At 46.9% G+C, this 24894-nt stretch carries 46 protein-coding genes and 1 pseudogene; 6 read left to right on the plus strand and 41 right to left on the minus strand.

What is annotated here, in order from left to right; genetic code table 11:
• Positions 1 to 87: 87 nt before the first annotated feature.
• Positions 88 to 387, minus strand: a complete 300-nt coding sequence (locus NSS83_RS15845) for an HNH endonuclease (protein WP_341348610.1) — start codon at positions 385 to 387, stop codon at positions 88 to 90.
• Between the two features lie 50 nt (positions 388 to 437).
• Positions 438 to 713, minus strand: a complete 276-nt coding sequence (locus tag NSS83_RS15850) for a hypothetical protein (protein WP_341348611.1) — start codon at positions 711 to 713, stop codon at positions 438 to 440.
• Between the two features lie 473 nt (positions 714 to 1186).
• On the opposite strand from NSS83_RS15850, the gene NSS83_RS15855 reads away from it, so the two are divergent.
• From NSS83_RS15855 to NSS83_RS15865, 3 genes are all read left to right on the plus strand, one after another.
• Positions 1187 to 1408, plus strand: coding sequence for a helix-turn-helix domain-containing protein (locus NSS83_RS15855; protein ID WP_341348612.1), 222 nt, complete (start codon positions 1187 to 1189; stop codon positions 1406 to 1408).
• 151 nt (positions 1409 to 1559) lie between these two features.
• Entirely contained in the window at positions 1560 to 1694 is a 135-nt protein-coding gene (locus NSS83_RS15860; protein ID WP_341348613.1) for a hypothetical protein, read from the plus strand.
• 217 nt (positions 1695 to 1911) lie between these two features.
• The gene (locus NSS83_RS15865; protein ID WP_341348614.1) at positions 1912 to 2160 is read left to right on the plus strand and encodes a helix-turn-helix domain-containing protein; all 249 of its coding nucleotides are present in this window, start codon (positions 1912 to 1914) and stop codon (positions 2158 to 2160) included.
• 845 nt (positions 2161 to 3005) lie between these two features.
• Here NSS83_RS15865 and NSS83_RS15870 read toward each other — a convergent pair.
• The 12 genes from NSS83_RS15870 to NSS83_RS15925 all read right to left on the minus strand — a co-directional run bounded on the left by NSS83_RS15870 (position 3006) and on the right by NSS83_RS15925 (position 8316).
• Positions 3006 to 3521, minus strand: coding sequence for a sigma factor-like helix-turn-helix DNA-binding protein (locus NSS83_RS15870; protein WP_341348615.1), 516 nt, complete (start codon positions 3519 to 3521; stop codon positions 3006 to 3008).
• A 55-nt stretch (positions 3522 to 3576) separates the two neighbouring features.
• The gene (locus NSS83_RS15875) at positions 3577 to 3786 is read right to left on the minus strand and encodes a hypothetical protein (RefSeq protein ID WP_341348616.1); all 210 of its coding nucleotides are present in this window, start codon (positions 3784 to 3786) and stop codon (positions 3577 to 3579) included.
• Positions 3787 to 3905: 119 nt separating this feature from the next.
• On the minus strand, positions 3906 to 4169 hold the full coding sequence (locus NSS83_RS15880) for a hypothetical protein (protein WP_341348617.1): 264 nt from the start codon (positions 4167 to 4169) through the stop codon (positions 3906 to 3908).
• A 42-nt stretch (positions 4170 to 4211) separates the two neighbouring features.
• On the minus strand, positions 4212 to 4502 hold the full coding sequence (locus tag NSS83_RS15885; protein WP_341348618.1) for a hypothetical protein: 291 nt from the start codon (positions 4500 to 4502) through the stop codon (positions 4212 to 4214).
• A 536-nt stretch (positions 4503 to 5038) separates the two neighbouring features.
• Positions 5039 to 5971: a DnaD domain protein gene (locus NSS83_RS15890; protein ID WP_341348619.1), complete on the minus strand. Its 933-nt coding sequence runs from the start codon at positions 5969 to 5971 to the stop codon at positions 5039 to 5041.
• Positions 5964 to 6350, minus strand: a complete 387-nt coding sequence (locus NSS83_RS15895) for a hypothetical protein (protein ID WP_341348620.1) — start codon at positions 6348 to 6350, stop codon at positions 5964 to 5966. Before NSS83_RS15895 ends, NSS83_RS15890 begins: the two co-directional genes overlap by 8 nt.
• Entirely contained in the window at positions 6343 to 6510 is a 168-nt protein-coding gene (locus NSS83_RS15900) for a hypothetical protein (RefSeq protein ID WP_341348621.1), read from the minus strand. The genes NSS83_RS15895 and NSS83_RS15900 overlap by 8 nt, the downstream gene beginning before the upstream one ends.
• A 103-nt stretch (positions 6511 to 6613) precedes the next feature.
• A complete protein-coding gene (locus NSS83_RS15905) occupies positions 6614 to 6793 on the minus strand; it encodes a hypothetical protein (RefSeq protein ID WP_341348622.1) in 180 nt (59 codons plus the stop codon).
• Positions 6794 to 6795: 2 nt separating this feature from the next.
• A complete protein-coding gene (locus NSS83_RS15910; RefSeq protein ID WP_341348623.1) occupies positions 6796 to 7491 on the minus strand; it encodes an ORF6N domain-containing protein in 696 nt (231 codons plus the stop codon).
• The gene (locus NSS83_RS15915) at positions 7488 to 7742 is read right to left on the minus strand and encodes a hypothetical protein (RefSeq protein WP_341348624.1); all 255 of its coding nucleotides are present in this window, start codon (positions 7740 to 7742) and stop codon (positions 7488 to 7490) included. Before NSS83_RS15915 ends, NSS83_RS15910 begins: the two co-directional genes overlap by 4 nt.
• 36 nt (positions 7743 to 7778) lie before the next feature.
• The gene (locus tag NSS83_RS15920) at positions 7779 to 8096 is read right to left on the minus strand and encodes a DUF771 domain-containing protein (RefSeq protein ID WP_341348625.1); all 318 of its coding nucleotides are present in this window, start codon (positions 8094 to 8096) and stop codon (positions 7779 to 7781) included.
• Entirely contained in the window at positions 8065 to 8316 is a 252-nt protein-coding gene (locus tag NSS83_RS15925) for a helix-turn-helix transcriptional regulator (RefSeq protein WP_341348626.1), read from the minus strand. The genes NSS83_RS15920 and NSS83_RS15925 overlap by 32 nt, the downstream gene beginning before the upstream one ends.
• A gap of 198 nt (positions 8317 to 8514) precedes the next feature.
• On the opposite strand from NSS83_RS15925, the pseudogene NSS83_RS15930 reads away from it, so the two are divergent.
• The 3 genes and pseudogenes from NSS83_RS15930 to NSS83_RS15940 form a co-directional block, all read left to right on the plus strand.
• Positions 8515 to 8703: pseudogene (locus tag NSS83_RS15930) on the plus strand (helix-turn-helix transcriptional regulator); the annotation flags it as partial.
• Positions 8704 to 8988: 285 nt separating this feature from the next.
• The gene (locus tag NSS83_RS15935; protein WP_341348627.1) at positions 8989 to 9873 is read left to right on the plus strand and encodes an ImmA/IrrE family metallo-endopeptidase; all 885 of its coding nucleotides are present in this window, start codon (positions 8989 to 8991) and stop codon (positions 9871 to 9873) included.
• 12 nt (positions 9874 to 9885) lie between these two features.
• On the plus strand, positions 9886 to 11097 hold the full coding sequence (locus NSS83_RS15940; protein ID WP_341348628.1) for a site-specific integrase: 1212 nt from the start codon (positions 9886 to 9888) through the stop codon (positions 11095 to 11097).
• Positions 11098 to 11197: 100 nt separating this feature from the next.
• On the opposite strand, the gene rpsI is transcribed toward NSS83_RS15940, so the two are convergent.
• From rpsI to rpsC, 27 genes are all read right to left on the minus strand, one after another.
• A complete protein-coding gene (gene rpsI, locus NSS83_RS15945; RefSeq protein WP_036692433.1) occupies positions 11198 to 11590 on the minus strand; it encodes a 30S ribosomal protein S9 in 393 nt (130 codons plus the stop codon).
• A gap of 20 nt (positions 11591 to 11610) precedes the next feature.
• Positions 11611 to 12048, minus strand: coding sequence for a 50S ribosomal protein L13 (gene rplM, locus NSS83_RS15950; RefSeq protein WP_341348629.1), 438 nt, complete (start codon positions 12046 to 12048; stop codon positions 11611 to 11613).
• Positions 12049 to 12280: 232 nt separating this feature from the next.
• Entirely contained in the window at positions 12281 to 13060 is a 780-nt protein-coding gene (truA, locus tag NSS83_RS15955; protein WP_341183742.1) for a tRNA pseudouridine(38-40) synthase TruA, read from the minus strand.
• A 157-nt stretch (positions 13061 to 13217) separates the two neighbouring features.
• Positions 13218 to 13583, minus strand: coding sequence for a 50S ribosomal protein L17 (gene rplQ, locus NSS83_RS15960; protein ID WP_019908254.1), 366 nt, complete (start codon positions 13581 to 13583; stop codon positions 13218 to 13220).
• Positions 13584 to 13625: 42 nt separating this feature from the next.
• Positions 13626 to 14570: a DNA-directed RNA polymerase subunit alpha gene (locus NSS83_RS15965; protein WP_036692422.1), complete on the minus strand. Its 945-nt coding sequence runs from the start codon at positions 14568 to 14570 to the stop codon at positions 13626 to 13628.
• A 131-nt stretch (positions 14571 to 14701) separates the two neighbouring features.
• Entirely contained in the window at positions 14702 to 15097 is a 396-nt protein-coding gene (rpsK, locus tag NSS83_RS15970) for a 30S ribosomal protein S11 (RefSeq protein ID WP_020427052.1), read from the minus strand.
• 19 nt (positions 15098 to 15116) lie between these two features.
• Complete coding sequence (gene rpsM, locus NSS83_RS15975) at positions 15117 to 15485, minus strand: 30S ribosomal protein S13 (RefSeq protein ID WP_036721817.1); 369 nt, start codon at positions 15483 to 15485, stop codon at positions 15117 to 15119.
• A gap of 19 nt (positions 15486 to 15504) precedes the next feature.
• The gene (gene rpmJ, locus NSS83_RS15980) at positions 15505 to 15618 is read right to left on the minus strand and encodes a 50S ribosomal protein L36 (protein WP_003322638.1); all 114 of its coding nucleotides are present in this window, start codon (positions 15616 to 15618) and stop codon (positions 15505 to 15507) included.
• A 53-nt stretch (positions 15619 to 15671) separates the two neighbouring features.
• On the minus strand, positions 15672 to 15887 hold the full coding sequence (infA, locus tag NSS83_RS15985; protein ID WP_018753971.1) for a translation initiation factor IF-1: 216 nt from the start codon (positions 15885 to 15887) through the stop codon (positions 15672 to 15674).
• Positions 15888 to 15889: 2 nt separating this feature from the next.
• Positions 15890 to 16198: a KOW domain-containing RNA-binding protein gene (locus tag NSS83_RS15990; protein WP_341183741.1), complete on the minus strand. Its 309-nt coding sequence runs from the start codon at positions 16196 to 16198 to the stop codon at positions 15890 to 15892.
• Positions 16199 to 16209: 11 nt separating this feature from the next.
• On the minus strand, positions 16210 to 16962 hold the full coding sequence (map, locus tag NSS83_RS15995) for a type I methionyl aminopeptidase (protein ID WP_341183740.1): 753 nt from the start codon (positions 16960 to 16962) through the stop codon (positions 16210 to 16212).
• A gap of 4 nt (positions 16963 to 16966) precedes the next feature.
• Positions 16967 to 17611: an adenylate kinase gene (locus tag NSS83_RS16000; protein WP_341016393.1), complete on the minus strand. Its 645-nt coding sequence runs from the start codon at positions 17609 to 17611 to the stop codon at positions 16967 to 16969.
• 98 nt (positions 17612 to 17709) lie between these two features.
• A complete protein-coding gene (gene secY, locus NSS83_RS16005) occupies positions 17710 to 19008 on the minus strand; it encodes a preprotein translocase subunit SecY (RefSeq protein WP_341183739.1) in 1299 nt (432 codons plus the stop codon).
• Positions 19008 to 19448: a 50S ribosomal protein L15 gene (gene rplO / locus NSS83_RS16010; protein WP_036692409.1), complete on the minus strand. Its 441-nt coding sequence runs from the start codon at positions 19446 to 19448 to the stop codon at positions 19008 to 19010. The genes secY and rplO overlap by 1 nt, the downstream gene beginning before the upstream one ends.
• Before the next feature lie 41 nt (positions 19449 to 19489).
• Positions 19490 to 19675 carry a 50S ribosomal protein L30 gene (gene rpmD, locus NSS83_RS16015; RefSeq protein WP_019908243.1) on the minus strand — a complete coding sequence of 62 codons (186 nt, stop codon included), beginning with the start codon at positions 19673 to 19675 and terminating at the stop codon, positions 19490 to 19492.
• Between the two features lie 14 nt (positions 19676 to 19689).
• Positions 19690 to 20187 (minus strand): 30S ribosomal protein S5, encoded by a 498-nt coding sequence (gene rpsE / locus NSS83_RS16020; RefSeq protein ID WP_036652980.1) that lies wholly within the window; start codon positions 20185 to 20187, stop codon positions 19690 to 19692.
• Positions 20188 to 20213: 26 nt separating this feature from the next.
• On the minus strand, positions 20214 to 20582 hold the full coding sequence (gene rplR / locus NSS83_RS16025) for a 50S ribosomal protein L18 (protein ID WP_036692407.1): 369 nt from the start codon (positions 20580 to 20582) through the stop codon (positions 20214 to 20216).
• An 84-nt stretch (positions 20583 to 20666) separates the two neighbouring features.
• On the minus strand, positions 20667 to 21209 hold the full coding sequence (gene rplF / locus NSS83_RS16030) for a 50S ribosomal protein L6 (RefSeq protein WP_036721827.1): 543 nt from the start codon (positions 21207 to 21209) through the stop codon (positions 20667 to 20669).
• Between the two features lie 30 nt (positions 21210 to 21239).
• Positions 21240 to 21638, minus strand: a complete 399-nt coding sequence (rpsH, locus tag NSS83_RS16035) for a 30S ribosomal protein S8 (protein WP_036692403.1) — start codon at positions 21636 to 21638, stop codon at positions 21240 to 21242.
• 32 nt (positions 21639 to 21670) lie between these two features.
• On the minus strand, positions 21671 to 21856 hold the full coding sequence (locus NSS83_RS16040) for a type Z 30S ribosomal protein S14 (RefSeq protein ID WP_036589425.1): 186 nt from the start codon (positions 21854 to 21856) through the stop codon (positions 21671 to 21673).
• A gap of 44 nt (positions 21857 to 21900) precedes the next feature.
• Positions 21901 to 22443, minus strand: a complete 543-nt coding sequence (gene rplE, locus NSS83_RS16045) for a 50S ribosomal protein L5 (RefSeq protein ID WP_209878863.1) — start codon at positions 22441 to 22443, stop codon at positions 21901 to 21903.
• Between the two features lie 30 nt (positions 22444 to 22473).
• Complete coding sequence (gene rplX, locus NSS83_RS16050) at positions 22474 to 22827, minus strand: 50S ribosomal protein L24 (RefSeq protein WP_019908235.1); 354 nt, start codon at positions 22825 to 22827, stop codon at positions 22474 to 22476.
• A gap of 55 nt (positions 22828 to 22882) precedes the next feature.
• Positions 22883 to 23251, minus strand: coding sequence for a 50S ribosomal protein L14 (gene rplN, locus NSS83_RS16055; protein WP_036680556.1), 369 nt, complete (start codon positions 23249 to 23251; stop codon positions 22883 to 22885).
• 40 nt (positions 23252 to 23291) lie between these two features.
• On the minus strand, positions 23292 to 23558 hold the full coding sequence (rpsQ, locus tag NSS83_RS16060) for a 30S ribosomal protein S17 (RefSeq protein ID WP_036692400.1): 267 nt from the start codon (positions 23556 to 23558) through the stop codon (positions 23292 to 23294).
• Between the two features lie 43 nt (positions 23559 to 23601).
• Positions 23602 to 23799 (minus strand): 50S ribosomal protein L29, encoded by a 198-nt coding sequence (gene rpmC / locus NSS83_RS16065; RefSeq protein ID WP_019908232.1) that lies wholly within the window; start codon positions 23797 to 23799, stop codon positions 23602 to 23604.
• On the minus strand, positions 23789 to 24223 hold the full coding sequence (gene rplP, locus NSS83_RS16070) for a 50S ribosomal protein L16 (protein WP_020427064.1): 435 nt from the start codon (positions 24221 to 24223) through the stop codon (positions 23789 to 23791). The genes rpmC and rplP overlap by 11 nt, the downstream gene beginning before the upstream one ends.
• A gap of 2 nt (positions 24224 to 24225) precedes the next feature.
• On the minus strand, positions 24226 to 24891 hold the full coding sequence (rpsC, locus tag NSS83_RS16075) for a 30S ribosomal protein S3 (protein ID WP_341016387.1): 666 nt from the start codon (positions 24889 to 24891) through the stop codon (positions 24226 to 24228).
• Positions 24892 to 24894 lie beyond the last annotated feature (3 nt).

Below are 24894 nucleotides of genomic sequence, written 5' to 3' on the forward strand. Positions count from 1 at the left end.
GGGCGACGGTCTACGCTATTTTAATTTTAAAAGTTTTTTTCAGGCCCCCCGGGTCTGAAAATTTTTCCAAATAAAAAAGTTTAAAGTTTATCGTCCAAATCCGCCGTCTTCCCTGACCGTCTTCTCGCTATGGTGCGGCGCGCACAGCCCTTGCCAGTTCGCACGATTCCAGAACAGCGCCGGGTCTCCCTTGTGGGCGATGATGTGGTCTACATGTGACGCTGCCCCTGCTAGTCCCAGCCTTGTACACTCCACACACAACGGATGCTGCATCAAGTATTCTTCCCGAGCTGTCCTCCACTTGTGGCCATAGCCGCGGCTTGCTGCCGTACCCCTGCGCTGCTCCCGCTCCTGCCGGTGCTTGTCACAGTACCCGCCCTTACTCACCAGTTCCCTGCATCCTGGCTTCCCACAGGGCCGCATAGGCTTGCTGGGCATTACCTATCCTTCTCCTGACCAATAAGCCGCCATGTCCGGTTATTCATCCGCTCCCGTGACTCGCGCATACGTTCGGCCACATCTCTGTATTCCTGTTCAAACTCATCATGTGTCGGAAGCTTCCACGGGATGGCATCGAATCGTTCCTGATACTGCGCGCGAATCTCGACCGGAATACGATCATCATTCACAATTTCCTGCATGATCTCCACGGCATCCTTAACAGACTGCATGTTCAATATGTCTACCTGTATCGTTGCTTTAAGTGACTCCATTCTCTTCACCCTTTCCTGTTAGTGAACAGCAAAAAAGCCCGATCAAATAACCGGACTTCAAGAAGAAATACTTTGACTATGGTAAAAGAATATGCTATAATGTATATATAAGGAGGTGATAATGATGAAGAAACGAAGAGAAAGACGGAAAGAGGATAGAGAGTTAAACCTCAAGTTGACGATTGCAGTCGTCACCCTGATAAACTCCATCCTCACCCTCATCATCCTGCTCACCAAGTAGGAAGACCCGAAACCTTGGCCCCGCAAGGGGCTAAGGCGTAGGGGATGAAAATAAAGGGCCGTCTTTCCTTCAGTATATCACAAGCGTAAAATATAATTAAGGAGTGATGAGACATGAGCGCACAAGCAAAGATTACCTCATTTGCCACGTATGCCGCGTTAGTAATCAGTATTGTGAATCTCATCATCCTGATGGTCAAATGGTGATGAATCCATTTAAAGACCAGCAGGAAATGAATGATTGGATTTCTGAGAATATCCTCTTCACCTCGGAAGCCATGGAGATCATGAACTGCACACGGCAGAATCTGCACCACTTCGTACAGAAGGGCCGGCTTGTCCCCGTGAAGACTGTCGGCCGTGACCGCCTATTCCTTCGCTCTGATGTGCTGGAGCTGCAGGAGTCGGTCAGTTCCTATAATCGCAAACCTAAAGTAGACAAGCCCGGTGAATGATGCCGGGCTTTCTTTATGCAAGGAAGCACTTTCAGCAACCTTGTAAACAAAAAAGCCCCGTCAATTGACAGGACAAATTCAAATATATTCTTTGACTATAGTAAAAATATATGGTATAATAAATACATAAAGAAGAGAGGGGGTGATAACATTGAAATCAAGAAGCGAAAGACGCTCTGAGGAAAGAGTTGAGCGCATCAAAGCGGTGACGGCAATCATCGTTTTGATCAACTCATTCCTAGCTTTGGTCCTCTCGATCATCGCCATTGTCAAAGTGCTACTCTAAGTAGCACAGCCCGAAACTCGGCCCCGCAAGGGGCTGAGAAGTAGGGAGACAATAAAGAGCGTCTTTCACTTCACATTATAGCATAGTTTAAATCTAAGGTTAAAGGAGCTGTCAATATGACCAAAAAGACGTATGAAACCCTTATTCTTACTGCCTTCGCCTTCAGTGTCATTGCCTTGCTGCTCACTATTATCACCCTGGTAAAGGTGGGTTGGTGATGTTCAACTTTTCCAGCAAGGAAGAATTGACGGAATGGATAGCCCGGGAAGTTGTCGGCACCTCTGAAGCAATGGAGATAATGAATTGTAGCCGTCAGAATCTCCATTATTTTGTTCAGAGTGGAAAGCTTGTGCCGATTAAGGACACCGGCCGCGAACGTCTATTCTACCGGACCGATGTGCTGGAACGGAGAGAAGCGGCCAGCATATATAACCGCAAATCTAAAGCAGACAAGCCCGGTGAATGATACCGGGCTTTCTTTATGCAATAAAAGAACCACTCTTCTGTGAGTTCAACTTCTATCTTCCTATTATTTTATAATAATTTATAGCTTATACCTATAAGTGGCAAGCGTATAGCACAATATCAATTGAGTATGATTTTATGTGTTTTTATATTAATTAATATCATATATAATATCTCTCGTGAGGGAGGGGTGAATCGTCCAGGTGAGTGTTGAGTTAGCATTAGAGAGTTGAAATATAGTTACAGTTCGCGCGCCACTATTACGTGGCTTAATAGTCTTTCGGCTACTGAGGATTCTTGAGCAATGGAAAGAGCTGATGAGCCGTTTTTAATTTCACGGGATAATATTAGAAAAAATCATCCAACCCAAAAAATATTCGATTCGCTTGACATCAGCAACAAAACGAATTAAAAAGACTTACTTTCGCAGTGTAAGTCGCCAACTTAGTATTTTTAAAGCTCCAAAAACCTCCCTCACACAATTTTGCTTTCCAGCAGAATTTCGCCACCCAACTTAATATAGTTCAATCTTCTAAAACCTGGGTGACACTGTGACGTGGAGCCCAGGAATTATAAATAGGAGGTTGCAATTATGCTAAGTCGGTTCTTATCTGCGAAATTTTTGTTGGAGGTGTCTCTATTCCTTATTGGGATTTTCGGCCCATCTATTTTCAAATGGATTCATGCTCAGATGAGTGCCATGAGAGGAAATTCATTCGGAGTAGGGATGACCGTGATAGTTGGTTTACTACTGTGCTGGCAAATGCAGAAACACAGGTAACCAATTAACACAGCAAAAAAACGAGAGAAGGGACGCCTTCTCTCGTTTTTTTATTCAAGCTACCATCAATATGCTTGTAAAAATAGGCTTGTTTTTTTGTTTTCATCCACTTTTGCCTTTGCCCTCAGTAAGTACGATTGGACTGCGCTTTTTTTCAAATTTAGTTCTAAACCAACTTGCCTTAATGAAAAACTGCAGCCGTAATGAAGCACATAGCACTGCCGCTCCCGCTCTGAGAGATTCCGCAGGGCATCCTCTATCATCCATTCCTCTTCCTGAGTTAATGGACGACCAACCTCGGCAGCTTCGAATTCAAATTCGTATGCCGTCAGGTACTCCATCCATTGCGGGTCCCATACCTTCGTCCGCTGAGATACGCTGCGCCGCTCCATGGGCCTGCGGTAGCCCGGCGGATATCCGGTCTCCATCCATTCGATGCTATATTGCAAATCGCTCACGATGGCCGCTATGGTGTTCTTCTCCAGCTTAATAGGTTCCATTTGCTTCCGCAGCTCGTCCCGCTCCTGTTTGGTCTCAGCTATCTTCAGCCGTTCTTTGAGTGGTTCCAATTCCTTCTCCAACTGAGCAAGCTTCCTGTTCAACCCCCGCTTAGTCTCTTCATAGCTCGCAAGCAGGTTAGTCATTACGTGTGCCGCGGCGGCGGCGTCCATCTGGTTCATCCTGCAGATCACTCAAAATGAACGCTGCGTTGCCCGGTACAAAGATGCCGCTGTGCTCCCCCAAGTTGATCCGGTATCCGTCCCGCTCCCGTTTGGCTCTAAAGGATACGCCAGATACGATGTGTCCTGTAGCCGCTGTAAGGCTCTGTGTGGTCTTTATAATCATAGGGGTATGTTCCTCCTTATAGGGATAAGTTCACAGGCTGGCGGCCCCCGCTGCGCTGGGTAATTCGGTCGGTCTCGGAGGCCTCCGGCCCTAATGCATCATTTTCTCGGACTGGGAAACTAAAAATCCATCTCTAGCTGCCCAGTTACTCCCTTGATATGGTCGCTCCATACAATGTGACTGCTACAACGGTTTGAATCTGCAGGAACAAAATATGCTTGTTTCAGGTTCTTACCGCACCCATTTGATCCGTACCAAACTGAAACTCGTTTCAATACTGTCCCTACTTTCCAACCATACATGGCTTCATAATTTGTACATGTATTAGCGATTAAAATATATTCCTCCTGTTCGGCTGGAGATAACATTTCAGAGGGTTTCACTCTTACACCTTCCTTCGCTATATGCGTCACTGCTGCAGCAATCTACTCTCCATGAATCACGACAGAAGCGATAACCGTCTGGATTCGTTCACCTTCAAAGGTTTCGATAGTGTAGGATGCTCTTTCATCAGGTTCACCGCTGTTATACCAGGAAGAGATTGAAAAAGAGAATTCAGGGCGCCGCTCCAAGTATCTCGCAACGGTATCCCAGGCTTGCTGTACTTCAGGCGGAATAGGGGTTGTATTCAATGCATTTCCTCCTTCAATGGTTAATTGCTCCGCTCCCCAGCCGCAGCAGGGGCAGCGGAATACGTTCTGTTTAATTTCCTGCATGTCCGCTGAACACTCCAAGCACACCAGAATCATGTTTCTAGCTCCACTTCGGCCCTCTCGGCGGCGGTCAGACGGCTAAGGTCAATCTGCTCCCTCCTCCGGGAGTACAGCGGGGCATAACTGTGCGGCGGGAATGCCTTCGGAACGTGGAGATAAGCTGCTGGCTGCTCCCATGCTGCAACGTGCGCCCCGAGCTCAGCGCAGCGGTAACGGGGAAGGAATATCCAACCCTCCGGCCGCGCCGGGCGCCATCCGGGACCACCGGTGATGTAAACGGGCAGCCCGCAGGCCGCAACCTCGGAGCGGGACAACCATCCGTTTTGATCAGCCATAGCCCAGCTCTCTCCGGAGGATCGGCCAGAGCGGTGTCAGATGGCGAATCCGGATGTAACGGCAACGATCTTGCTCTTGAAGTTTGCCTTTGTAATATTCAACTTGCTCCTGCATGATGATACCCCAACAGTGGTGACACACCGGGACGGTTGCCCATGTGGTTGTGGCATCGAGCTGGCATGTAGGTACTGAGCACATTTTTCTCAATGGTCCGGCTCCTCCTCTCTATCCTGCTTTTCTTGCCGGAGTTTCGCTTCCTTTTTGGCCTGGAGCTCCGTAAGCAGTTTCTGCTGTAGGGCGATATCCTCGGGAGTCGGGCCGTCCGTTGTCGGCTTGACGACCTCAATATGTGCCTTGCCACTGTATCCCCTGCTGCCCCCCTGCTCAGGCGGCTTGTCCTTTGTCCAAGGTTCGTCAATACCTCCGGACTTCCAGCGTTTGAGTATGCCCTGTACATAGCTCAGATTCCGCTTCCCGGCCAATACAGCCTTTTTCATTGCTTCACAAAGCCATTTTTCGGTGTAATCCTGGATAAATTCGTTGAGCTGGTCTTTCGTAATATCGCTTATGGTGCCAAACCCCTCATTTTCAAACATCCTGAATGCATCAGAGATTGAAGGAAGAGGACCACCACCATAAAGGTATTCGTCTTCGGCGGCATCGGGCGAAGCCGACATGCTGCCTTCTATTCCGTTCTGTTCTTGTTCTCTTCTCTTCTCTTCAGTTCTGTTCTCTTCAGTTCTGTTCAGTTCAGTTCCCTTCAGTTCAGAGGGAATTTCTTGGACATTCCCGGAATTTCCCGGAAAGTCGGGGAATTTAGAACGCGTTCGCTTATGCAATCCCTGCTGATGCTTCTCAAACTGCTGAATCTGGACGACTCTTTCGCCATCCACCTCGTACCATAAAATAAGCCCTTGATGATCCAAAACATGCAGGGATTCGCGTATATCCTTAATGGATTTTTCCAACATCGGAACCACCAATGCCTTGATCTTGCCCGGTGATCCCGCCAGGCGCCCAAAGTCATCCGCATGCGGGATCATCCAGGTGTATAGAAGCATATCGAAAATATCCGGCAGCTCGTTGACCTTCTCCGATATTGAAATCACTTTTGAGAGCATTCTTTTTTCAGCCATCGGCAGCGCCTTCCTTGTTGTTATGTGAATTTCCCGGAATTTCCGGGAAAGCTCGGGAATAGAATTCCTCCCGCTTGTTGATTGCCCACTGCTTCCCGCCGGCGGTATAGTCCACATAATGGTGACATGTCCCGCTGTTTACGCTGGGTCCGCAGAGCATGGCGACATCGTTGACGGTGGTTTCCCCCTCGATCTGCCAGCGACGCAGTAGGTGGGCGCATTGCAGACCTTTTGTGCTACCGCACTGCTCGCAGCAGCCGCCGGAACGCTCCAGTGCCGCCGCGTACACTTCTTTGCTGATAGCTCCTCGCTGCTTGGCGGTGGGCTTATTACGCTTATGCTTGGGCTTCGGTACAGGATGAAATCCGAAGCTAACCACGGCGCACCCCGCCGAACATGTACTGATTAAGACATGAATAGTTACAGCAAAGGGCATTACCGCAGCGAACCGCCGACTGCCCGGCCAGGATCACCCGGCGGCAATATGGGGCCGCGCAGGTTCCGACAATTACAATTTTCTCCTGATCTTCTGTTTTCATTGCTTTTTCCTCCATTCCCTGATAAACTGGCCGTAAATTCATTTATGCAAAGCTACAGTCCGCGGCTCCTACCCCGTCGGGCTGTTTTTCGTTTGTCCACAGATTATCCACATTGGGTGGTTTCTTCTGCTGGACTGCTCCAGATGGTGAGCAATTTATCCCGGTTCTTTCGGAACATATGGATAGCATGACGCTCATTCGCTTCATCTCCCCGGAGTTTGGCGTCTTTACTGGCTTCCAGCCAAAAACGCATTTCATAACGGTATTCTCTGGCGTCTTTCATGATTAATCCTCCCGCCGGATGGGCACCCAGGCCGCAACATAATTCATGACTTCCTGCAGATCATGCTTAAGTACATCTTTGTAGCTGCTCACGCTCCAGCGGTCCTTGATTTCCTTATGGAGCTGCCGGAACCATTCCCCGCGGGCTTCTTTGATTTGCTCAAGAGTACACACTCGCTGATTAATCGCCTTCTGCAGACGTCGCTGCTGCCCACTGTCCAGCGTGATTTGATTTTCAAGCTTGTGCTCGACATCCTCCAGCCGTTCGGTGATGATCTCCTGACCTGCAAGCAGGTTATGTGTAGCAGCCATTAAAGAACGCAACGAATCGTGAGAAGAGGCTTGCCCCCTGAAATAGCTATTGACTAACTGGCGTTGGACCTTCCAGGCAAGATCATCACTGAACGACTTGACTAACATCAGATATCCAGACTCCGTGATTACCGTCCCGCCGCGCGGGCTTGAAATTCCAAAGCGACGAATTTCGTCGGATTGGAAATGCTCCGGCGTAACATCGAAGTAATCCGTTCCGGAAATAAAACGCTCCCGATTTTCACGGAAATTACGGCTTGCTGTTCCTTCCGGACGCCGATGAAGCTCGTCAATATCCCGGAATGTTACAATACGCTGGCCTGAAATTTCACGAACTTGAAGATTCCTCGCCTGCTGATTGACTTGAATTTTTACAACTTGGGTCATGGTGCGTATCCCTCCAGTGATGTGATGTAACGTACCTCTACGTCATTGATTACAAATTGCATCTTTTTATCCCCTGCGTAATGCCGGCGGTACATGGCGATAATCTGCCGGAGAAGATCTAGCGGCGCCCCTGCATCCAAACAGGATTGCATGGTCACCTGAATGCTGTACATATCATGGCTCTGTTTCATATGCTGTTGGCTGTCGTTCAAAACGCATTGCTGTTGTACATGATTGGCTGTATTATCCATGGCACCGCACCTCCCCAGGTTTGATATGATGGCTGGTTAACGTATCAGCTTAGAGCGCGATTTATTTAACGCCTCAAAATTCTTATCCAGAAACCTGCTCATTTCAGAGGCCCGAAACATCCAGCGCCCACCTTCGCCACCGTTTGAGCAAAGGCGCATCTCCTGTTTGAAGGCTGGATTCAGTAAAATGTTTGCTAGAAGCCAATCACGTTTACGGCACGTTTCAGCTTCTAGCCGCTTCATATCCCACCAAATACCAGGCGCGTGCTCTTGCATTTGCCGTTTGATCTCAGCTTCAGCAAGTTGCCGCACATAATTAGGATCAATGACAACCTGAACGATTGGAGAATCCACCTGACTCATCTCCCTCCATTTCACTAGTTGAGAATAAATCTTCAATTCCACAATCTGAAAAGAATAATTGTTTGATTTTAAGAGCCTCATCATAGTGAAGTCTGAATTTCCCGTGAAGCTTATCACTTAAAGTTCCACGTCGCATGTTTAATTCACGAGACATAGAGGATATTGTTACTCCTCTCCTTTCCATTTCTGAACTCAGGTTCGTATAGATCATTTATACACCCTCCCACCGTGTGCGTAATTTCGTTCGGCCTGATTTGAACTATATACGCAATCACGTTCAAGGTCAAGAGGAAATAGGGTAATTTTTATACTAAATTTCGTCCAATTCGTATTTACAAAGCTTTTTGTATGCTGTAATATGTACCTATATACGAAATAACGTACAAAATACATTGGAGGTTTGGAGATTGTGGAGAGAGCTAAAATCATATCTCGGTTAATCGAAGAAAAGGGATACAGTCGTCGCGCCTTTGCGGAACGTATTGGTCTCCCTCCAACAACCTTGCAATCCATGTTAAACCGTGGTGTAGGTGGAGCAGCTATTGATAATGTGTTGAAGGTTACAAAGGGTTTAGGTATAACGGTTGATGAACTTGAGGAAATGGCTGCTACTGAAAATGGCTTAAAAGCTAACCTCGAACAACAGAATGCCCTTACCCCAACAGAATTGGCAGAATTCGAGGCCTTCATTAATGATCCCGAACATGGCGTCTTCTTCAAGAGCTATTTAGATGCTCCCGAAAAGCGTAAAAAGGATCTGCAAAAGGTTTGGGAAATTATCAAGCGCGCTTCCGAAGATGAATAACAATTTCTGTAGCTTCAGCTAGCAGGCTGATTCTACATACCCATACATACGAACATACGATCTAAATAGGGGGACGTTATGTACAAATATTACAAAAAAACTCATCTTGAACATTATGTCGAACAACTCTATATAAGCAATGGCATTATGGTTCCAGAGGATATAACTATAGATTTTATAGCAAATAAACTTGAAATTTCCGTTGTGTCATTTGATTCAGATAGCCTTTCTCATGAAACTAAATCCGGGAAAAGAATTATTTTTCTTAATCAACGCAAATCCGGTTCAGAGTTGAGGAAAGATTTCCTCCATGAGCTATGTCATTTACTACGGCATGCGGGAAACCAAACAACCTTACCTTCTCCTTTTGTTCAATATCAAGAAGAAGATGCAGAATTGTTTGTTCTCTACGCTTCCCTACCCTTTTTCATGATTAAGGAATTAAATCTTTCCCCGGATCATGGACAAGCTATTAAACAAATTTCTTCAACTTTTTCTGTAAGTATGGAACAAGCACGTAAACGGTATGAGCAAATCTTACGTCGAGAATTTGAAGCACTGATGTGTGCAGAGACATCAGCTACATACCAAGCAAGAAAGGAGGTGAAAACAGTCAGGAGTAAATCAGTGGAGTTTGCAGTTTACTATGACCCCTCCGGAATATCTGACGGTCCTTCACAGCTTGTTGTAACCTTAGACGAATGGACCCTTATGAACTGCCGGGATATTGAATTACCTATCGGGGAACGCCTTGCAGAGATTGATTTAGAGGAAATACAACAAATTGAATGTGTGCCGGCCCTCAGCAGTGACGTTATTTGTTTTGACGGTAAAGTTACACTGCAAGTCCATCAGCTTTTGTATAGGCATGGATTAAAGCAAAATTGTTTTATCATTCAAATGAACGATGTTGAAATGAAAATTGCCCGGGATCAGGCTATGACCCGAAACCTATCATGGTAAGGAGTGAATACAGTGGCCAGCTTTCAAAAGTACGACACCAAGGACGGCGCCCGCTGGATGTACAAGTATTACGGTCCTATAGATCCTGGGACTGGAAAGGCAAAGCCTTCAACGAAACGCAGTTTTAAAACCAAGAAAGAAGCTCAATTACACGCAGCTCAAACTGAAACAGATATTCACCAGGGAACATTTCTAACAGATAAAGAGTCTACATTTGAGGATGTTTACCTGTTATGGGAAAAAACAAATTCACCTAACTGGAAGCCGCCAACACGTAGAGCGGTAAAATCAAAATTTAAGAAGCAGCTTCTTCCTCACTTCGGCAAAATTAAGATGAAAGACATCACTAAAAAATACTGTCAGGAAGTAGTTATCAAGATGGCCGAAAAGATAAAGACTGTAGACAATATGAAGATGTATGCCAACCAAATATTTGAATTTGCAATTGAAAATGATGTTATAAAAACAAACCCAATGAAAAAAGTCAAAATTCCAAAAGCAGAAGAGCAACATTATGCACCTGAAGAAGAAGAGCGCAACTTTTGGGAAAAGCACGAGGTAAAGAAATTTCTTGCTATCGCAGCCGCTGAATGTTCTTTTCGAGATTACGTAATGTTTCACACACTGATATACAGAGGGCCGCGTAAAGGTGAAATGCTGGCGCTTGGAGAGCAAGACATCGATTACTCTCAAAAGCAAGTGGCTCTGAATAAAACGCTGTATTGGGAGGACGGGAAATATTACGTTCTAACCTCAAAGACGCCCGCTTCACGGCGCGTTCTACCGGCAGACAAGAAAACCCTTCAACTTTGGAAACGGCTCCTTACAATGCAAAAGAAACAGCAGTTAGCCGATGGTCGAAACGGACCGATTAAATTCCTGTTTACGCGGGAGGATGGTGTAACCCCGCTCAGACTGGCTTATTTAAATGATCTGCTGGAAGCATTGATAATAAAGCATAACCTCCACTCAGTAACGGTTCATGGCTTAAGGCATACCCACGCTTCATTGCAGTTTGAGGCTGGTGCAACCATTAAGGAAGTTCAATACATCTTAGGTCATTCAGATATCAATATGACCATGAACGTCTATACCCACGTAACCAAAGGCGTGCAGGAAAAAGGCTCAAATCGCTTTGAAGAATTCATGGATAATGACGATCCAATTACCGGTTCTAATGTGGTCACATTAGGGGGAGGGGACATTGATACTGAGGATTATTAATAAATATGGTCAGGATATGGTCACGGCCATTGCTGAAGGCAAAATTAAAGCCCTTGACCACGAGGGCCAAGGGCTGAAATTCGTTGAAGCTATGCGATTTTTAACGTTTCGAGAACTGTGGAGCGCGACGAGCAGCTTTGAGGCCGTATTTCTTACGTTCCTTCATACGTGGGTCACGTGTCAGGAAGCCGGCTTTCTTCAGCGTACCGCGATATTCAGGGTCTACTTTGAGCAATGCACGGGAGATCCCGTGACGGATTGCGCCAGCTTGACCGGAAATGCCACCACCATGTGCAAGCACGATTACATCGTAGCTGCCCAGAGTTTCAGTCAGGTTCAAAGGTTGTCTTACGATCATTTTCAGTGTTTCAACACCGAAATATTCGTCCATCTCACGTTTGTTAATGACAATGCGTCCTTCACCCGGTACAAGGCGAACACGTGCTACCGAATGTTTACGACGACCTGTCCCATAGTATTGTACTTGTGCCATGAAACTGTCCTCCTTTATTCTTATCCGCGAAGTTCGTAAACTTCAGGTTTTTGTGCTGCATGTGGATGTTCAGAGCCTGCATATACTTTGAGTCTCAGCTTCATGTGATTACCTTGACGAGTCTTAGGAATCATGCCATGAACTGCGAATTCAATCATACGCTCAGGTTTGGTCTTGATCAGGTCTTCTGCAACAGTAACCTTCAAGCCGCCTGGGTGCATCGAGTGACGGTAGTATTTCTTGTTTTGCATTTTCTTACCTGTGAGGTGAATCTTCTCAGCGTTGATAACAATTACGAAATCACCAGTATCAACGTGTGGAGTGAATTGCGGTTTGTGTTTGCCGCGGATTAGGGCAGCGGCTTCGCTTGCCAAACGGCCAAGTGTTTTGCCTTCGGCATCAATGATGTGCCAATTGCGTTCAACTTCGTTCGGCTTCGCCATGTAGGTGGTACGCATGAATGTTTCCTCCTTGTTCTCGTACGAAAATCATCTGTTTCGTATATCTTGTTTCGCGATTGAATTACAATTTAGTGAGTTAAAAATACTTATTTGTTGGCATTTCCTTGATCGGGGCTGTGGGATAGCCATCAAGAAAACACAACTTTTATATTACAGTATAAACATGACAAGCGCAAGCGATTTTTAAACATTCAGTACTAATTTTTATAAAAAATATAGTGCCGGCCGTTTAGTCCTCCATCTCGTCATATTCCACACTCCAGAGTGCCAGCCCCTTAGACACAGCCGTAGGTCCGGCCGCTGCACGATCACAAGCCGCAAGTATTAGAGGTATTCTATCTGCGCTGATTTTACCTTGGCCCACCTGCATAAGCGTCCCCATAATAATGCGTACCATATGCTGCAAAAAGCCACTGCCTGTAATATAGGTATGGATCACTCCCTGGTCAGAAGAGCCTGGGCGGCACATGCTGCGGTCTACTTCAAGATAAGCCTCATAAATGGTCCGCACATGCGAAGTCTTAGTGGACTTCCTGGAGGCAAACGAGGTGTAATCATGGGTACCCAGCAGCGCGCTTAGCCCCTGCTCCATCGCAGGAACGTTCAGCTTCATCGGATGATGATGCTGCCAGCGCCGCTGAAACGGGTCCGGGAACCGGTTGCCGTTAATCGTGTACCGGTAGGTTTTACGCTTCGCCCCTCTACGGGAGTGGAACGAGAGCGGAACCTCAGCGGCCTCTGTAACCACGATGTCCTGCGGCAGCCTGGCATTCAGAGCCAGACACCAGCGCTCCAGCGGAATCTGGGAGGAGGTTATGAAGTTAAAAGGTTGGCCATAAGCATGCACCCCCGCATCAGTCCGTCCTGAGCCCGTGATTTTGAGCGTCTCACCGGTCAGATGCTGAATAGCATGCTCCAGCTTGTCCTGAATCGTATTGCCCTGAGGCTGGGTCTGAAAGCCATCATAGTGGGTGCCGTCATAATTGACTTTCATCAATAGATTGCGCATTTCATTCTCCTCTTTCAAAAAAAAGAGCCCCGGCGGGAGCTCCTTCTACTCTATACAAGGTGATTCCCGCGGTTATTTGCACGGCAGGGTAATATGCCCTGCAGTACAATAACGTTAAATACGTAAAGCGTACATCCGGAAATCATAGCTTGTGAAACTACGCGCGGTCTACCAGTTCAAGATAAACCATAGGCGCAGCATCGCCACGGCGAGGTCCCAGCTTCAGGATACGAGTGTATCCGCCTGGACGCTCTGTGTAACGTGGAGCAATGTCAGAGAACAATTTTTGGATTGCATCTTGTTCACCATCTACAGTCTCACGACGAACAAATGCAGCTACTTGACGGCGAGCATGAAGATCGCCCTTTTTCGCTTTAGTGATCAGTTTCTCAGCGATGGAACGAACTTCCTTCGCTTTGGCTTCTGTTGTCTGAATACGTTCGTATAGGAACAGATCCGTTACCATATCGCGGAACAAAGCTTTACGCGCGCTGGAATCACGGCCCAATTTTTGGTATGCCATTTGTTTTCCCTCCTTCACTCAAGTCTCAAGAACTCCGGGGTCCTATTCTTCTGTACGAAGTCCCAAACCAAGTTCCTCAAGCTTCTCTTGAACCTCTTCCAAAGATTTGCGGCCCAAGTTACGAACCTTCATCATATCTTCTTCAGTTTTCGTAGTCAGCTCTTGCACAGTATTAATACCGGCACGTTTGAGGCAGTTGTAGGAACGGACAGAAAGATCAAGCTCCTCGATCGTCATCTCAAGTACTTTTTCTTTTTTGTCTTCTTCTTTTTCAACCATAATTTCGGCGTCTTTCGCTTCATCCGTAAGACCTACGAACAGAACGAGGTGCTCGTTCAAAATTTTGGCTCCAAGGCTAACGGCTTCTTCCGGTCGGATACTGCCATCTGTCCAAATTTCCAGCGTCAACTTGTCGTAGTTAGTCACTTGACCAACACGGGTATTATCAATACCGTAATTCACACGTGAAATAGGAGTGTAGATAGAGTCAACTGGAATTACACCAATTGGCTGATCGTCGCGTTTGTTCCGGTCCGCTTGGACGTAGCCGCGACCACGGCCTGCAAAAATGCGCATGTGCAGTCTCGCGCCAGGTCCCAGCGTTGCAATATGAAGATCCGGGTTCAGGATCTCAACATCGCTGTCCGCACGGATATCACCTGCGGTAACGATGCCTTCTCCTTCAGCATCAATCTCGAACACTTTCTCTTCATCCGAATGAATCTTCAGAGAAAGAGCTTTAAGGTTCAGGATGATTTCCGTCACATCTTCCATTACGCCGGGAACGGTCGAGAACTCATGCAGAACGCCGTCAATTTGGACCGAAGTCACTGCGGCTCCCGGAAGGGAGGAAAGCAGAATCCGGCGAAGCGAGTTCCCCAGAGTCGTGCCATATCCACGTTCCAGCGGTTCAACTACGAATTTCCCATAGGTCCCATCATCATTGGCTTCTACGGTCTCAATCTTCGGCTTTTCGATTTCTATCACGAGTGTACCCCTCCTTCAAACGTCGCTCCTATATGAAACAGTCACCCCATCAGGTGTATCATGTAGTATGCCTAAACACCTATTATTAGCAGATGCGTCAGAATTATACCACAATCACAATTCTGATTGTACTAAACGCGGCGACGCTTCGGCGGACGGCATCCATTGTGAGGAACTGGAGTAACGTCTTTAATGAGGTTTACTTCAAGACCAGCGGCCTGAAGGGAACGGATGGCTGCTTCGCGGCCCGCGCCCGGTCCTTTAACCATAACTTCAACGGACTTCATGCCGTGTTCCATAGCTGCCTTAGCAGCTGTTTCGGCTGCCATTTGCGCTGCAAATGGAGTCGATTTACGGGAACCTTTGAATCCTTGACCGCCGGAGCTTGCCCAGGAAATTGCATTTCCGTGAGGATCCGTGATCGTAACGATAGTGTTATTGAACGTGGAACGGATATGTGCCACGCCAGACTCGATATTTTTCCGGTCGCGACGTTTCGTACGTACGACTTTTTTCGGTTTAGCCATTGTCTCTTATCACCTCTTCTTATTTCTTTTTGTTTGCTACAGTACGACGCGGGCCTTTACGGGTACGAGCATTGGTTTTGGTACGTTGACCGCGAACAGGCAATCCACGACGGTGACGAACACCGCGGTAACAGCCGATCTCAGTAAGACGCTTAATATTCAAGGAAATTTCACGACGAAGGTCACCTTCAACCTTAACCTCTTTGTCGATCGTTTCACGCAGTTTGCTGACTTCATCTTCCGTCAAATCACGGACACGTGTGTTAACGTCAATGCCTGTTTCATTAAGAATTTTCTGGGAAGTCGTTTTACCGATTCCGAAAATATAAGTCAAGGCGATCTCAACGCGCTTATCACGTGGCAAATCCACTCCAGCTATACGAGCCATTTTACGCTACACCCCCTTCTTAACCTTGTTTTTGTTTGTGTTTCGGATTTTCGCAAATTACCATAACAGTCCCTTTGCGGCGGATGACTTTGCATTTTTCGCAAATGGGCTTTACAGAAGGTCTTACCTTCATGTTAATTACCTCCTCAAAGTTTTGCGAAGCAAAACTTTTGTTGTAGTTCCCATCTATTTACGGTAAGTTATACGGCCTTTTGATAAATCATAAGGCGATAACTGCACGACCACTTTGTCTCCGGTTAGGATACGGATAAAGTGCATCCGCAATTTCCCGGACACATGGGCAAGTATTTGATGACCGTTCTCAAGCTCAACCTTAAAAGTTGCGTTAGGCAACGGCTCAATGACCGTTCCTTCTACCTCAATGACGTCTTCCTTAGCCACAGTTAGTCTCCTTTCTCATTAGCACTTTGTCCAGCGGGCTGGCCATACTTCATCACTGCAAACCGCAGCTTTCCGTTGGTGACCCGGCCGGTTTCTTCCAAACTGTCTACAATCTCACTGCTGATGAAGGGTATGAGCTCCAAGTGCTGAATATTCTTCTTCTTTGGACTGTCAAACTTACGTTTGTCCCCATCAGCAATATATACAAATCTGCTATCTACAACTGCGATAACAACGGCAGCCTCTCCGGCATCCTTGCCTTTGAGAATTCTCACGATTTGACCAACCTGCGGGCTGCTCCCAGTATTCACGTGAAGATCACCTACGCATTCAGTTTTGTGAAAATCTCCATGCCGTCCGGTGTAACTGCTACTGTATGCTCGAAGTGAGCGCACAGTGAACCGTCTACCGTAACGACCGTCCAGTTATCATCCAGTGTTCTGACATAACGTTCTCCAGCGTTAACCATCGGCTCAATGGCGAGTACCATACCCGGCTTCAGACGTGGTCCGCGGTCCGCTATGCCATAGTTCGGAATTTGCGGTTCTTCATGCAGTTCTGCCCCAATGCCATGACCAACATACTCGCGGACAACGGAGAATCCGGCGTCTTCAATGTATGCTTGAATTGCATGGGAGATTGTAAACAAGCGCACATCCGGTTTGACTAACGCCAGTCCAGCGTACAGGGAGCCTTCCGTGACATCCAGCAAACGCTGAGCCTCTTCGGAAATGCTGCCCACCCCGTAGGTCCAGGCGGAATCACCGTGATAACCACGGTACTCTGCACCGATATCCAGCGTAACGATGTCGCCTTCTACCAGTTTGCGTTTCCCTGGAAATCCGTGCACCAATTGTTCGTTGACTGAAGCGCAAATGCTGGCAGGAAAACCGTTGTAGCCTTTGAAAGACGGCAAAGCACCCTGACTGCGAATGTACCCATCGGCGATTCTGTCGAGCTCACCTGTAGTAATGCCTGGCTGGATAGCTTCAGCAATAAGACGGTGACTCTCGGCAACAATTCGACCAGCTTCCCTCATAAAGACAAGTTCCTGTTCGGATTTGCAAATGATCATTACATTAACCCCGCAGCATAGATACGATTTCAGAAGAAACGACATTGATTTCGTTTTCTCCGTTGACCTGACGCACAAGACCTTTATCGTCATAAAATGCAAGCAGCGGCGCTGTCTTGTTATCATACTCATCCAGACGCTTGCCTACACTTTCTTCGTTGTCATCCGGACGCTGATACAATTCTCCGCCATCAATGTCGCAGATGCCATCTTGCTTCGGCGGGTTGAAAATTAAATGGTAGGATGTTCCGCATACTGAGCAGATCCGGCGTCCGGTAAGACGCGCCATCAGCAGTCCGCGGTCCACATTCAAGTTAACAACGTGATCCAGTGAAGTTCCAAGCCGGCTGAGGATTTCTCCCAGCGCTTCCGCTTGCGAAAGGGTTCTTGGAAAGCCATCCAATAAAAAACCTTTTTCGCAATCGGACTGCTGCAGCCGTTCTTCGACGATTCCAATAGTCACATCATCAGGTACAAGCAAACCTTGATCGATGTAAGATTTAGCCTTCAGCCCGATCGGCGTTCCCTGCTTGATTGCCAAGCGAAAAGCATCACCGGTCGAAATATGCGGAATACCAAGTTCTTTAACAACAACTGCGGCTTGTGTTCCCTTGCCTGCCCCAGGAGGGCCCATGAATAAAATGTTCACGATTCTCTTCTCCCCCCGAAAGTTCGCCACCAAGCAAGAAACAGCACAATAGGTACCGGGAAGTTTAAAGCCTTAGGTACTTCTCCGGAACCTATCGCCTATTTATTGATGAAGCCTTTGTAATGGCGTTTGATCAATTGGCTCTCGATCTGCTTCATGGTATCCAGTGCAACACCGATAACGATCAACAGTGCCGTACCACCAATCTGCACTTGCTTCGGTAACCCGGATAACGATCCAAATAATACTGGCAATACAGAGATTAATGACAGGAACAGCGCACCGGACATGGTCAGACGCGACATTACTCTAGTCAGATACTTCTCAGTTGCCTTACCTGGACGTATACCTGGAATGTATCCGCCATTCTTTTTCATATTGTCAGCCATTTGCTGCGGGTTCATCTGGACAAACGTATAGAAGAATGTGAATCCGATGATCATGACTACATACAGCAGCATGCCGAGCGGCTTGGTATGATCCAGATTGGCCGAGACCCATTTAGCCCAAGTGTGGGTGGACCAGAAGCTCGATAAAACGATCGGGAATTGAAGCAGCGAAACGGCGAAGATAACAGGAATTACACCAGCCGCATTAATTTTAAGCGGAATGTGCGTATTCTGTCCACCGTACATTTTGTTACCGACTACGCGCTTGGCATATTGTACAGGGATTTTACGGATACCTTGTTGAACAAAGATCACCCCGACAATAATCGCAACAACCACGATCAGTACAATAACGACTTTAAGAATATTCAGGAACATCTGACCCGGCTGGATGAAGCTTGACTGCGCCGTAGTGGTGATATATCCCGGAAAGGCGGCGACGATTCCCGCAAAAATCAGGATCGAAATCCCGTTTCCTATACCCTTTTCAGTGATCTGCTCACCTAACCACATCAAGAACGATGTACCCGCCGTCAATATGATCGCAATAAGCAGGTAATCCGCAAAGGTTGCATTTGGAATCATCTCAGTGCCATAAATCCGGTTAAACCCGATAGATGTGGCAAACGCTTGAATCAAACCTAGCACTACTGTGCCGTAACGCGTAATTTGCGCCAGCTGCTTTTTCCCGTGTTCCCCTTGCTTAGCCCATTCGGCAAACTTAGGGACAACATCCATCGAAAGCAATTGAACTATGATGGATGCTGTGATATACGGGTAAATGCTGATCGCAAAAATCGAGAAGTTTTTGAGCGCTCCGCCCGAGAAGGTGTTCAAAAGACCCATCAAAGCGTCTCCGCCCTGATTTGTTGATTCCAGTACTTCTTTGTTCACACCGGGAACCGGTACAAACGAACCGATGCGGTAAATGATCAGAACGAACAGGGTAAACAGGATCTTTTTGCGCAAATCTTCAACATGCCATATATTCTTAAGCGTCTTGAACATTAGATCACCTCGGTTTTACCGCCGGCAGCTTCGATTTTCTCTACCGCAGATTGAGAGAACTTATTTGCTTTGACAGTCAATTTAACAGCCAGTTCACCGTTGCCGAGAATCTTGATGCCGCTCTTAGTGTTGCTGACAACACCAGTTTCAAGCAAAAGCTCAGGAGTTACTTCTGTTCCTTCTGCAAAGCTATTCAGATCTTCCAGGTTCACAATCGCGTACTCTTTACGGGTAGGATTGACGAAACCACGTTTAGGCAGACGACGATAGAGTGGGTTTTGTCCACCCTCGAAGCCTGGACGTACACCACCGCCGGAACGGGAGTTTTGACCTTTATGACCACGGCCCGAAGTTTTACCGTTACCGCTACTTGGTCCACGACCAACGCGGTTGCGTTCTTTCCGTGATCCAGGAGCTGGAGCAAGTTCATGTAACTTCATCGTTTGCACCTCCTTATGTTTGTTAATTTATGCGAGGCTGTTTAGCCTTCAATTTCAGTAACGGACAGCAAGTGGCTCACTTTGTTGATCATCCCGCGAATTGCAGGAGTGTCGTTGTGAACCACGGACGAGTTGGTTTTGCGCAGGCCGAGCGTCTTAACAGTAACACGTTGTGTTTCTGGACGTCCAATTACACTGCGTACGAGGGTAATTTGCAATTTAGCCATTGACGTTCCCCTCCTTAACCGCGTAATTCTTCGACAGATTTGCCGCGAAGCTTCGCGACCTCTTCAATGCGCTTCAGACGGGAAAGACCCTCTAAAGTAGCATTGACCATATTCATGGAATTCGAAGAACCCAAAGATTTTGTCAAGATATCGCCAACGCCTGCCAATTCAAGCACCGCACGAACCGGTCCACCAGCGATAACGCCGGTACCTTCGGATGCTGGTTTCAGCAGAACGCGTCCTGCGCCGAAATGTCCAGTAACCAGGTGAGGAATCGAAGTTCCTACGATTGGAATGTGGATCAGGTTTTTCTTGGCGTCTTCAATGCCTTTACGGATGGCATCCGGAACTTCGCCGGCTTTACCGATACCAGCACCAACGTAGCCGTTGCCGTCGCCCACAACAACAAGTGCACTAAAGCTGAAACGGCGTCCGCCTTTTACAACTTTTGCAACACGGTTGATGTGTACAACTCTTTCTGTCAGTTCTAAACTGTTCGGATCTACACGCAAGTCGTTAACCTCCTTTTAGAAATATTCTAGAATTCAAGACCAGCTTCGCGAGCTGCGCTAGCCAGAGCCTGAATCCGTCCATGGTACAAGTATCCACCGCGGTCAAATACAACCACTGCATAACCCTTTTCTTTAGCGCGCTCAGCGATCAGTTGACCCACTTTGCTTGCAGCTTCAACGCTGCCGCCATTTCCGATTGTAGCACTCAATTCCTTATCAAGTGTGGAGGCAGATACGATAGTAACGCCAGTCACATCATCGATCAGTTGAGCGTAGATGTGTTTCGAAGAACGGAACACATTCAAACGTGGACGCTCAGTAGTACCCTGGATCTTCTTACGAACACGCAGGTGTCTTTTGAGACGAGCCTTGTTTTTATCCTCTTTTGTAATCATGACTTCCCTTTCACTCCCTTCAGTTTGCCGTAAACAGCTTCACTTTAAGATGCACGGGGTATCTTACAATTAAGGTAGAGCTGGTTATTTCTTCTTACCAGCTTTACCTTCCTTGCGGATGATACGCTCGCCTTCATATTTGATACCTTTACCTTTGTATGGCTCAGGTTCACGTACGGAACGGATTTTGGCAGCGTAAGCGCCAACGCGTTCTTTGTCAATCCCTCTAACGATGATCTTCGTGTTCGCAGGAACATCGAACTCGATACCCGCTTCCGGTGTAATTTCAACCGGGTGGGAGTAACCAACGTTCAATACGATTTTATCTCCGGATTTGCTTGCACGATATCCGACCCCAACCAGTTCCAGAGATTTCGAGAAACCTTCAGTCACACCACTCACCATGTTGTTGACAACGGAGCGGGTTGTGCCGTGAAGTGAACGATGCAATTTGTTGTCCGACGGGCGAACAACAGTGATTTCGTTATTTTCAACTGTAATCTTCATGTCTTTATGAAGCTCACGAGTCAAAGTGCCTTTAGGACCTTTTACTGTAATAACGGCGTTGTCCAAAGTGACATCTACACCGCTAGGTACTGCGATTGGTTTGCGACCAATACGAGACATGTGTTGCACCTCCTTATCTTGTGACGTTTATTACCAAATGTAGCAGACAACTTCTCCGCCGGATTTAGATTGACGAGCTTCTTTGTCGGTCATAACTCCCTTAGATGTGGAGATAATCGCGATTCCAAGGCCACCGAGTACACGAGGTACTTCATTGCTCTTGGTGTATACGCGAAGACCTGGTTTACTGATTCTTTTCAGACCAGTGATAACGCGTTCCTGGCTTGGGCCGTATTTCAGGAAAATACGGATAATCCCTTGTTTGCTATCTTCAACGAATTCAGCATCACGGATGAAGCCCTCACGCTTCAAGATGTCCGCGATTTGTTTTTTCATAGTAGAAGCAGGCATTTCTACTGTCTCGTGACGCACAGTGTTGGCGTTACGAATACGAGTAAGCATATCTGCAATAGGATCAGACATAGTCATGTGTGTAAACCTCCTTCCCGTTTATAAACTTCTTACCAACTTGCTTTTTTCACGCCAGGAATCTGGCCTTTATAAGCTAATTCACGGAAACAAATTCTGCAAATTTTGAACTTTTGCAGTACCGAATGTGGACGACCGCAACGCTCGCAACGTGTATATGCACGTACTTTGAACTTAGGCTCGCGTTGTTGTTTAACTTTCATTGAAGTCTTTGCCACTTAGACTGACACCTCCTAAACATTTTCGGAGAAATGGATGATTCTTATTTTGTGAAAGGCATTCCCAGCTGATTCAGCAGCTCACGGGATTCCTCGTCCGTCTTAGCAGTCGTTACAATAACGATGTCCATACCGCGAACCTTATCCACTTTGTCATACTCGATTTCAGGGAAGATCAATTGTTCTTTAAGACCCAGTGTGTAGTTACCGCGGCCATCGAAGGCTTTGCTGGAAACACCACGGAAGTCACGAACGCGTGGAAGCGTTACGTTGATCAATTTATCCAGGAAGTAGTACATACGCTCGCCGCGCAGTGTTACTTTAACCCCGATCGGCATATTTTCGCGCAGTTTGAAACCGGCGATGGATTTCTTTGCTTTAGTGATAACCGGCTTTTGACCAGAAATCAGTTGCATATCGTTAACTGCAGCGTCAAGCACTTTGGAGTTTTGAACAGCGTCACCTACACCCATGTTGATGACGATCTTCTCGATCTTAGGCACTTGCATAACTGTTGTGTAGTTAAACTTCTGCATCAAAGATGGTGTAATTTCATTCAGATAACGTTCTTTCATTCTTGCTGCCATGAAGATTTACCTCCTTTCATTAGGACTGTATTAGTCGATAATCTCTCCGGATCTTTTTGCTACCCGAACCTTCTTACCGTTATCTAGTACTTTATAGCCGATGCGCGTAACTTTCCCGCTCTTCGGATCAATGTGCATTACGTTGGACACATGGATCGAAGCTTCCTGCTCGATGATTCCGCCTTGCGGATTCAGCTGGTTAGGCTTCTGGTGTTTCTTCACCATGTTCACGCCTTCTACCAGGACGCGGTTTTCACGAGGATAAGCAGCGATGACACGGCCTTTTTTACCTTTGTCTTTCCCGCTGATCACAAGCACCACATCATCTTTTTTCACGTGCAGTTTATTGTTATGGGATTCCAGAACTTTTTTAACTCTAGGCATTGATTACACCTCCTATAACTACCTTTTCAAGTACAACCGAGTATCACTCGGATTTTTAGATTACTTCCGGTGCCAAGGAAACGATCTTCATGTAGTCCTTGTCGCGAAGTTCGCGAGCAACTGGTCCGAAGATACGTGTTCCGCGCGGGCTTCTGTCGTCTTTGACAACAACAGCTGCATTTTCGTCGAATGCGATGTAAGATCCATCTTTACGGCGTACCGAACGTTTTGTACGAACAACTACCGCTCTAACAACATCACCTTTTTTGACAACGCCGCCTGGTGTTGCTTGTTTAACGGAACAAACGATCAGATCGCCGATTGCTGCTGTACGGCGTCCAGTACCACCCAGTACGCGGATACACATCAGTTCCTTCGCACCAGAGTTGTCAGCCACATGCAAACGTGTAAATGGTTGAATCATTATTATTTTCCTCCTTCCGGAAAGGGATCTGCTTCATGTTTTAGATGATTACCGCTTTTTCAACCACTTCAACCAGTCTCCACCGTTTGTCCTTCGACAATGGACGAGTTTCCATGACTTTCACGACATCACCAATTTTAGCTACATTCTCTTCATCATGTGCCTTGAATTTCTTCGTGGACTTGATGCGTTTGTGATACAGATTGTGCTTTTTATAGGTTTCAACAGCAATTACGATGGTTTTATCCATTTTGTCGCTGACTACTTTACCGATCAGCACTTTACGTGCATTACGCTCTTCGCTCATAATTAGCCTCCTTCCTGATTACGGATTATGCATCCGCCGTCACTTAACTAATCCCAAGTACTCTTTGATGGATAACGGTTTTAGCACGAGCTATTTCCTTACGCACATCACGAATCCGAGTCGGGTTATCCAGTTGGCCTGTTGCCAATTGGAAACGGAGATTGAAAAGTTCTTCCTTGAATCCGGCGATTTTCTGTTCAATCTCAGCAGTGGTTAAGTTGCGAAGTTCATTAGCTTTCATTTGCTTCACCACCCAATTCTTCACGTTTCACAAACTTAGTCTTTACAGGCAGCTTGTGAGCGGCAAGACGCATCGCTTCACGAGCGATTTCTTCCGACACGCCTCCGAGTTCGAACATAATCTTACCCGGTTTAACTACAGCTACCCATTTCTCAACGTTACCTTTACCACTACCCATACGAACCTCGAGAGGCTTCTGAGTGATTGGCTTATCCGGGAAAATCTTGATCCAAACCTGACCGCCACGTTTGATGTAACGTGTCATTGCGATACGAGCAGCTTCGATCTGACGGTTAGTGATCCAAGATGGCTCCAGTGCCTGCAAACCGAATTCGCCGAAGTTAAGCTCGGTTCCGCCTTTTGCCATACCCTTCATGTGACCGCGTTGTTGCTTGCGGTGTTTAACGCGCTTTGGTACCAACATGATTAGTTGCCTCCTTCCTGAGCAGCTTGTTTCTTAGCTGGGGGAAGAACTTCTCCACGATAAATCCATACTTTTACGCCGATACGGCCGTAAGTTGTATGTGCTTCAGCTGTTCCGTAATCGATATCAGCACGAAGCGTATGAAGTGGAACTGTTCCTTCGCTATAACCTTCTGAACGGGCAATCTCAGCGCCGCCAAGACGTCCGCCAACCTGAGTTTTAATACCCTTTGCGCCGGAACGCATAGTTCTTTGAATCGCTTGTTTCAGAGCACGACGGAACGATACGCGACGTTCCAGCTGTTGTGCAATGCTTTCAGCAACAAGAATAGCATCCAGTTCAGGGTGTTTGATTTCATTGATGTTGATGTGTACTTTCTTACCGCCGGCGATAGCTGTAACTGCGCTGCGAAGTACTTCTACTTCTGCTCCGCCTTTACCAATTACCATACCTGGCTTGGCAGTGTGAATTGTAACGTTCACTCGGCTTGCCGCTCTTTCGATCTCGATGCGGGAAACAGAGGAATCTTTCAACTTGCCTTTAAGGTATTCCCGGATTTTGACGTCTTCCATTAAAAGAGTACCGAAATCTTTGCCTGCATACCATTTTGATTCCCAATCGCGAATAATACCGACTCGGAGTCCGACTGGATTTACCTTTTGACCCACGTG

This window comes from Paenibacillus sp. FSL H3-0469 (assembly GCF_038051945.1).
Taxonomy (GTDB): Bacteria; Bacillota; Bacilli; order Paenibacillales; family Paenibacillaceae; genus Paenibacillus_AQ.

Coding starts and splice junctions, on each gene's coding strand:
- NSS83_RS15910 (WP_341348623.1), bottom strand. CDS start 7,491: ATGACCCAAGTTGTAAAAATTCAAGTCAATCAGCAGGCGAGGAATCTT.
- rplO (WP_036692409.1), bottom strand. CDS start 19,448: ATGAAGTTACATGAACTTGCTCCAGCTCCTGGATCACGGAAAGAACGC.
- NSS83_RS15865 (WP_341348614.1), top strand. CDS start 1,912: ATGTTCAACTTTTCCAGCAAGGAAGAATTGACGGAATGGATAGCCCGG.
- rplQ (WP_019908254.1), bottom strand. CDS start 13,583: ATGGCATACCAAAAATTGGGCCGTGATTCCAGCGCGCGTAAAGCTTTG.
- NSS83_RS15915 (WP_341348624.1), bottom strand. CDS start 7,742: ATGGATAATACAGCCAATCATGTACAACAGCAATGCGTTTTGAACGAC.
- rpmJ (WP_003322638.1), bottom strand. CDS start 15,618: ATGAAGGTAAGACCTTCTGTAAAGCCCATTTGCGAAAAATGCAAAGTC.
- rplE (WP_209878863.1), bottom strand. CDS start 22,443: ATGGCAGCAAGAATGAAAGAACGTTATCTGAATGAAATTACACCATCT.
- rplP (WP_020427064.1), bottom strand. CDS start 24,223: ATGTTGGTACCAAAGCGCGTTAAACACCGCAAGCAACAACGCGGTCAC.
- rpmD (WP_019908243.1), bottom strand. CDS start 19,675: ATGGCTAAATTGCAAATTACCCTCGTACGCAGTGTAATTGGACGTCCA.
- NSS83_RS15885 (WP_341348618.1), bottom strand. CDS start 4,502: ATGCAGGAAATTAAACAGAACGTATTCCGCTGCCCCTGCTGCGGCTGG.
- NSS83_RS15925 (WP_341348626.1), bottom strand. CDS start 8,316: ATGATCTATACGAACCTGAGTTCAGAAATGGAAAGGAGAGGAGTAACA.
- NSS83_RS15935 (WP_341348627.1), top strand. CDS start 8,989: ATGTACAAATATTACAAAAAAACTCATCTTGAACATTATGTCGAACAA.
- NSS83_RS15850 (WP_341348611.1), bottom strand. CDS start 713: ATGGAGTCACTTAAAGCAACGATACAGGTAGACATATTGAACATGCAG.
- truA (WP_341183742.1), bottom strand. CDS start 13,060: ATGCGCAATCTATTGATGAAAGTCAATTATGACGGCACCCACTATGAT.
- NSS83_RS15855 (WP_341348612.1), top strand. CDS start 1,187: ATGAATGATTGGATTTCTGAGAATATCCTCTTCACCTCGGAAGCCATG.
- rplF (WP_036721827.1), bottom strand. CDS start 21,209: ATGTCTCGTATTGGTCGCAAACCAATCGCAGTACCTAGCGGTGTAGAT.
- NSS83_RS15900 (WP_341348621.1), bottom strand. CDS start 6,510: ATGAAAACAGAAGATCAGGAGAAAATTGTAATTGTCGGAACCTGCGCG.
- secY (WP_341183739.1), bottom strand. CDS start 19,008: ATGTTCAAGACGCTTAAGAATATATGGCATGTTGAAGATTTGCGCAAA.
- rplR (WP_036692407.1), bottom strand. CDS start 20,582: ATGATTACAAAAGAGGATAAAAACAAGGCTCGTCTCAAAAGACACCTG.
- rpmC (WP_019908232.1), bottom strand. CDS start 23,799: ATGAAAGCTAATGAACTTCGCAACTTAACCACTGCTGAGATTGAACAG.
- map (WP_341183740.1), bottom strand. CDS start 16,962: ATGATCATTTGCAAATCCGAACAGGAACTTGTCTTTATGAGGGAAGCT.
- NSS83_RS15905 (WP_341348622.1), bottom strand. CDS start 6,793: ATGAAAGACGCCAGAGAATACCGTTATGAAATGCGTTTTTGGCTGGAA.
- rplM (WP_341348629.1), bottom strand. CDS start 12,048: ATGCGTACCACCTACATGGCGAAGCCGAACGAAGTTGAACGCAATTGG.
- rpsI (WP_036692433.1), bottom strand. CDS start 11,590: ATGGCACAAGTACAATACTATGGGACAGGTCGTCGTAAACATTCGGTA.
- NSS83_RS15890 (WP_341348619.1), bottom strand. CDS start 5,971: ATGGCTGAAAAAAGAATGCTCTCAAAAGTGATTTCAATATCGGAGAAG.
- rplX (WP_019908235.1), bottom strand. CDS start 22,827: ATGCCTAGAGTTAAAAAAGTTCTGGAATCCCATAACAATAAACTGCAC.
- NSS83_RS15875 (WP_341348616.1), bottom strand. CDS start 3,786: ATGATTATAAAGACCACACAGAGCCTTACAGCGGCTACAGGACACATC.
- rplN (WP_036680556.1), bottom strand. CDS start 23,251: ATGATTCAACCATTTACACGTTTGCATGTGGCTGACAACTCTGGTGCG.
- rpsQ (WP_036692400.1), bottom strand. CDS start 23,558: ATGAGCGAAGAGCGTAATGCACGTAAAGTGCTGATCGGTAAAGTAGTC.
- rpsK (WP_020427052.1), bottom strand. CDS start 15,097: ATGGCTAAACCGAAAAAAGTCGTACGTACGAAACGTCGCGACCGGAAA.
- rpsM (WP_036721817.1), bottom strand. CDS start 15,485: ATGGCTCGTATAGCTGGAGTGGATTTGCCACGTGATAAGCGCGTTGAG.
- rpsH (WP_036692403.1), bottom strand. CDS start 21,638: ATGACTATGTCTGATCCTATTGCAGATATGCTTACTCGTATTCGTAAC.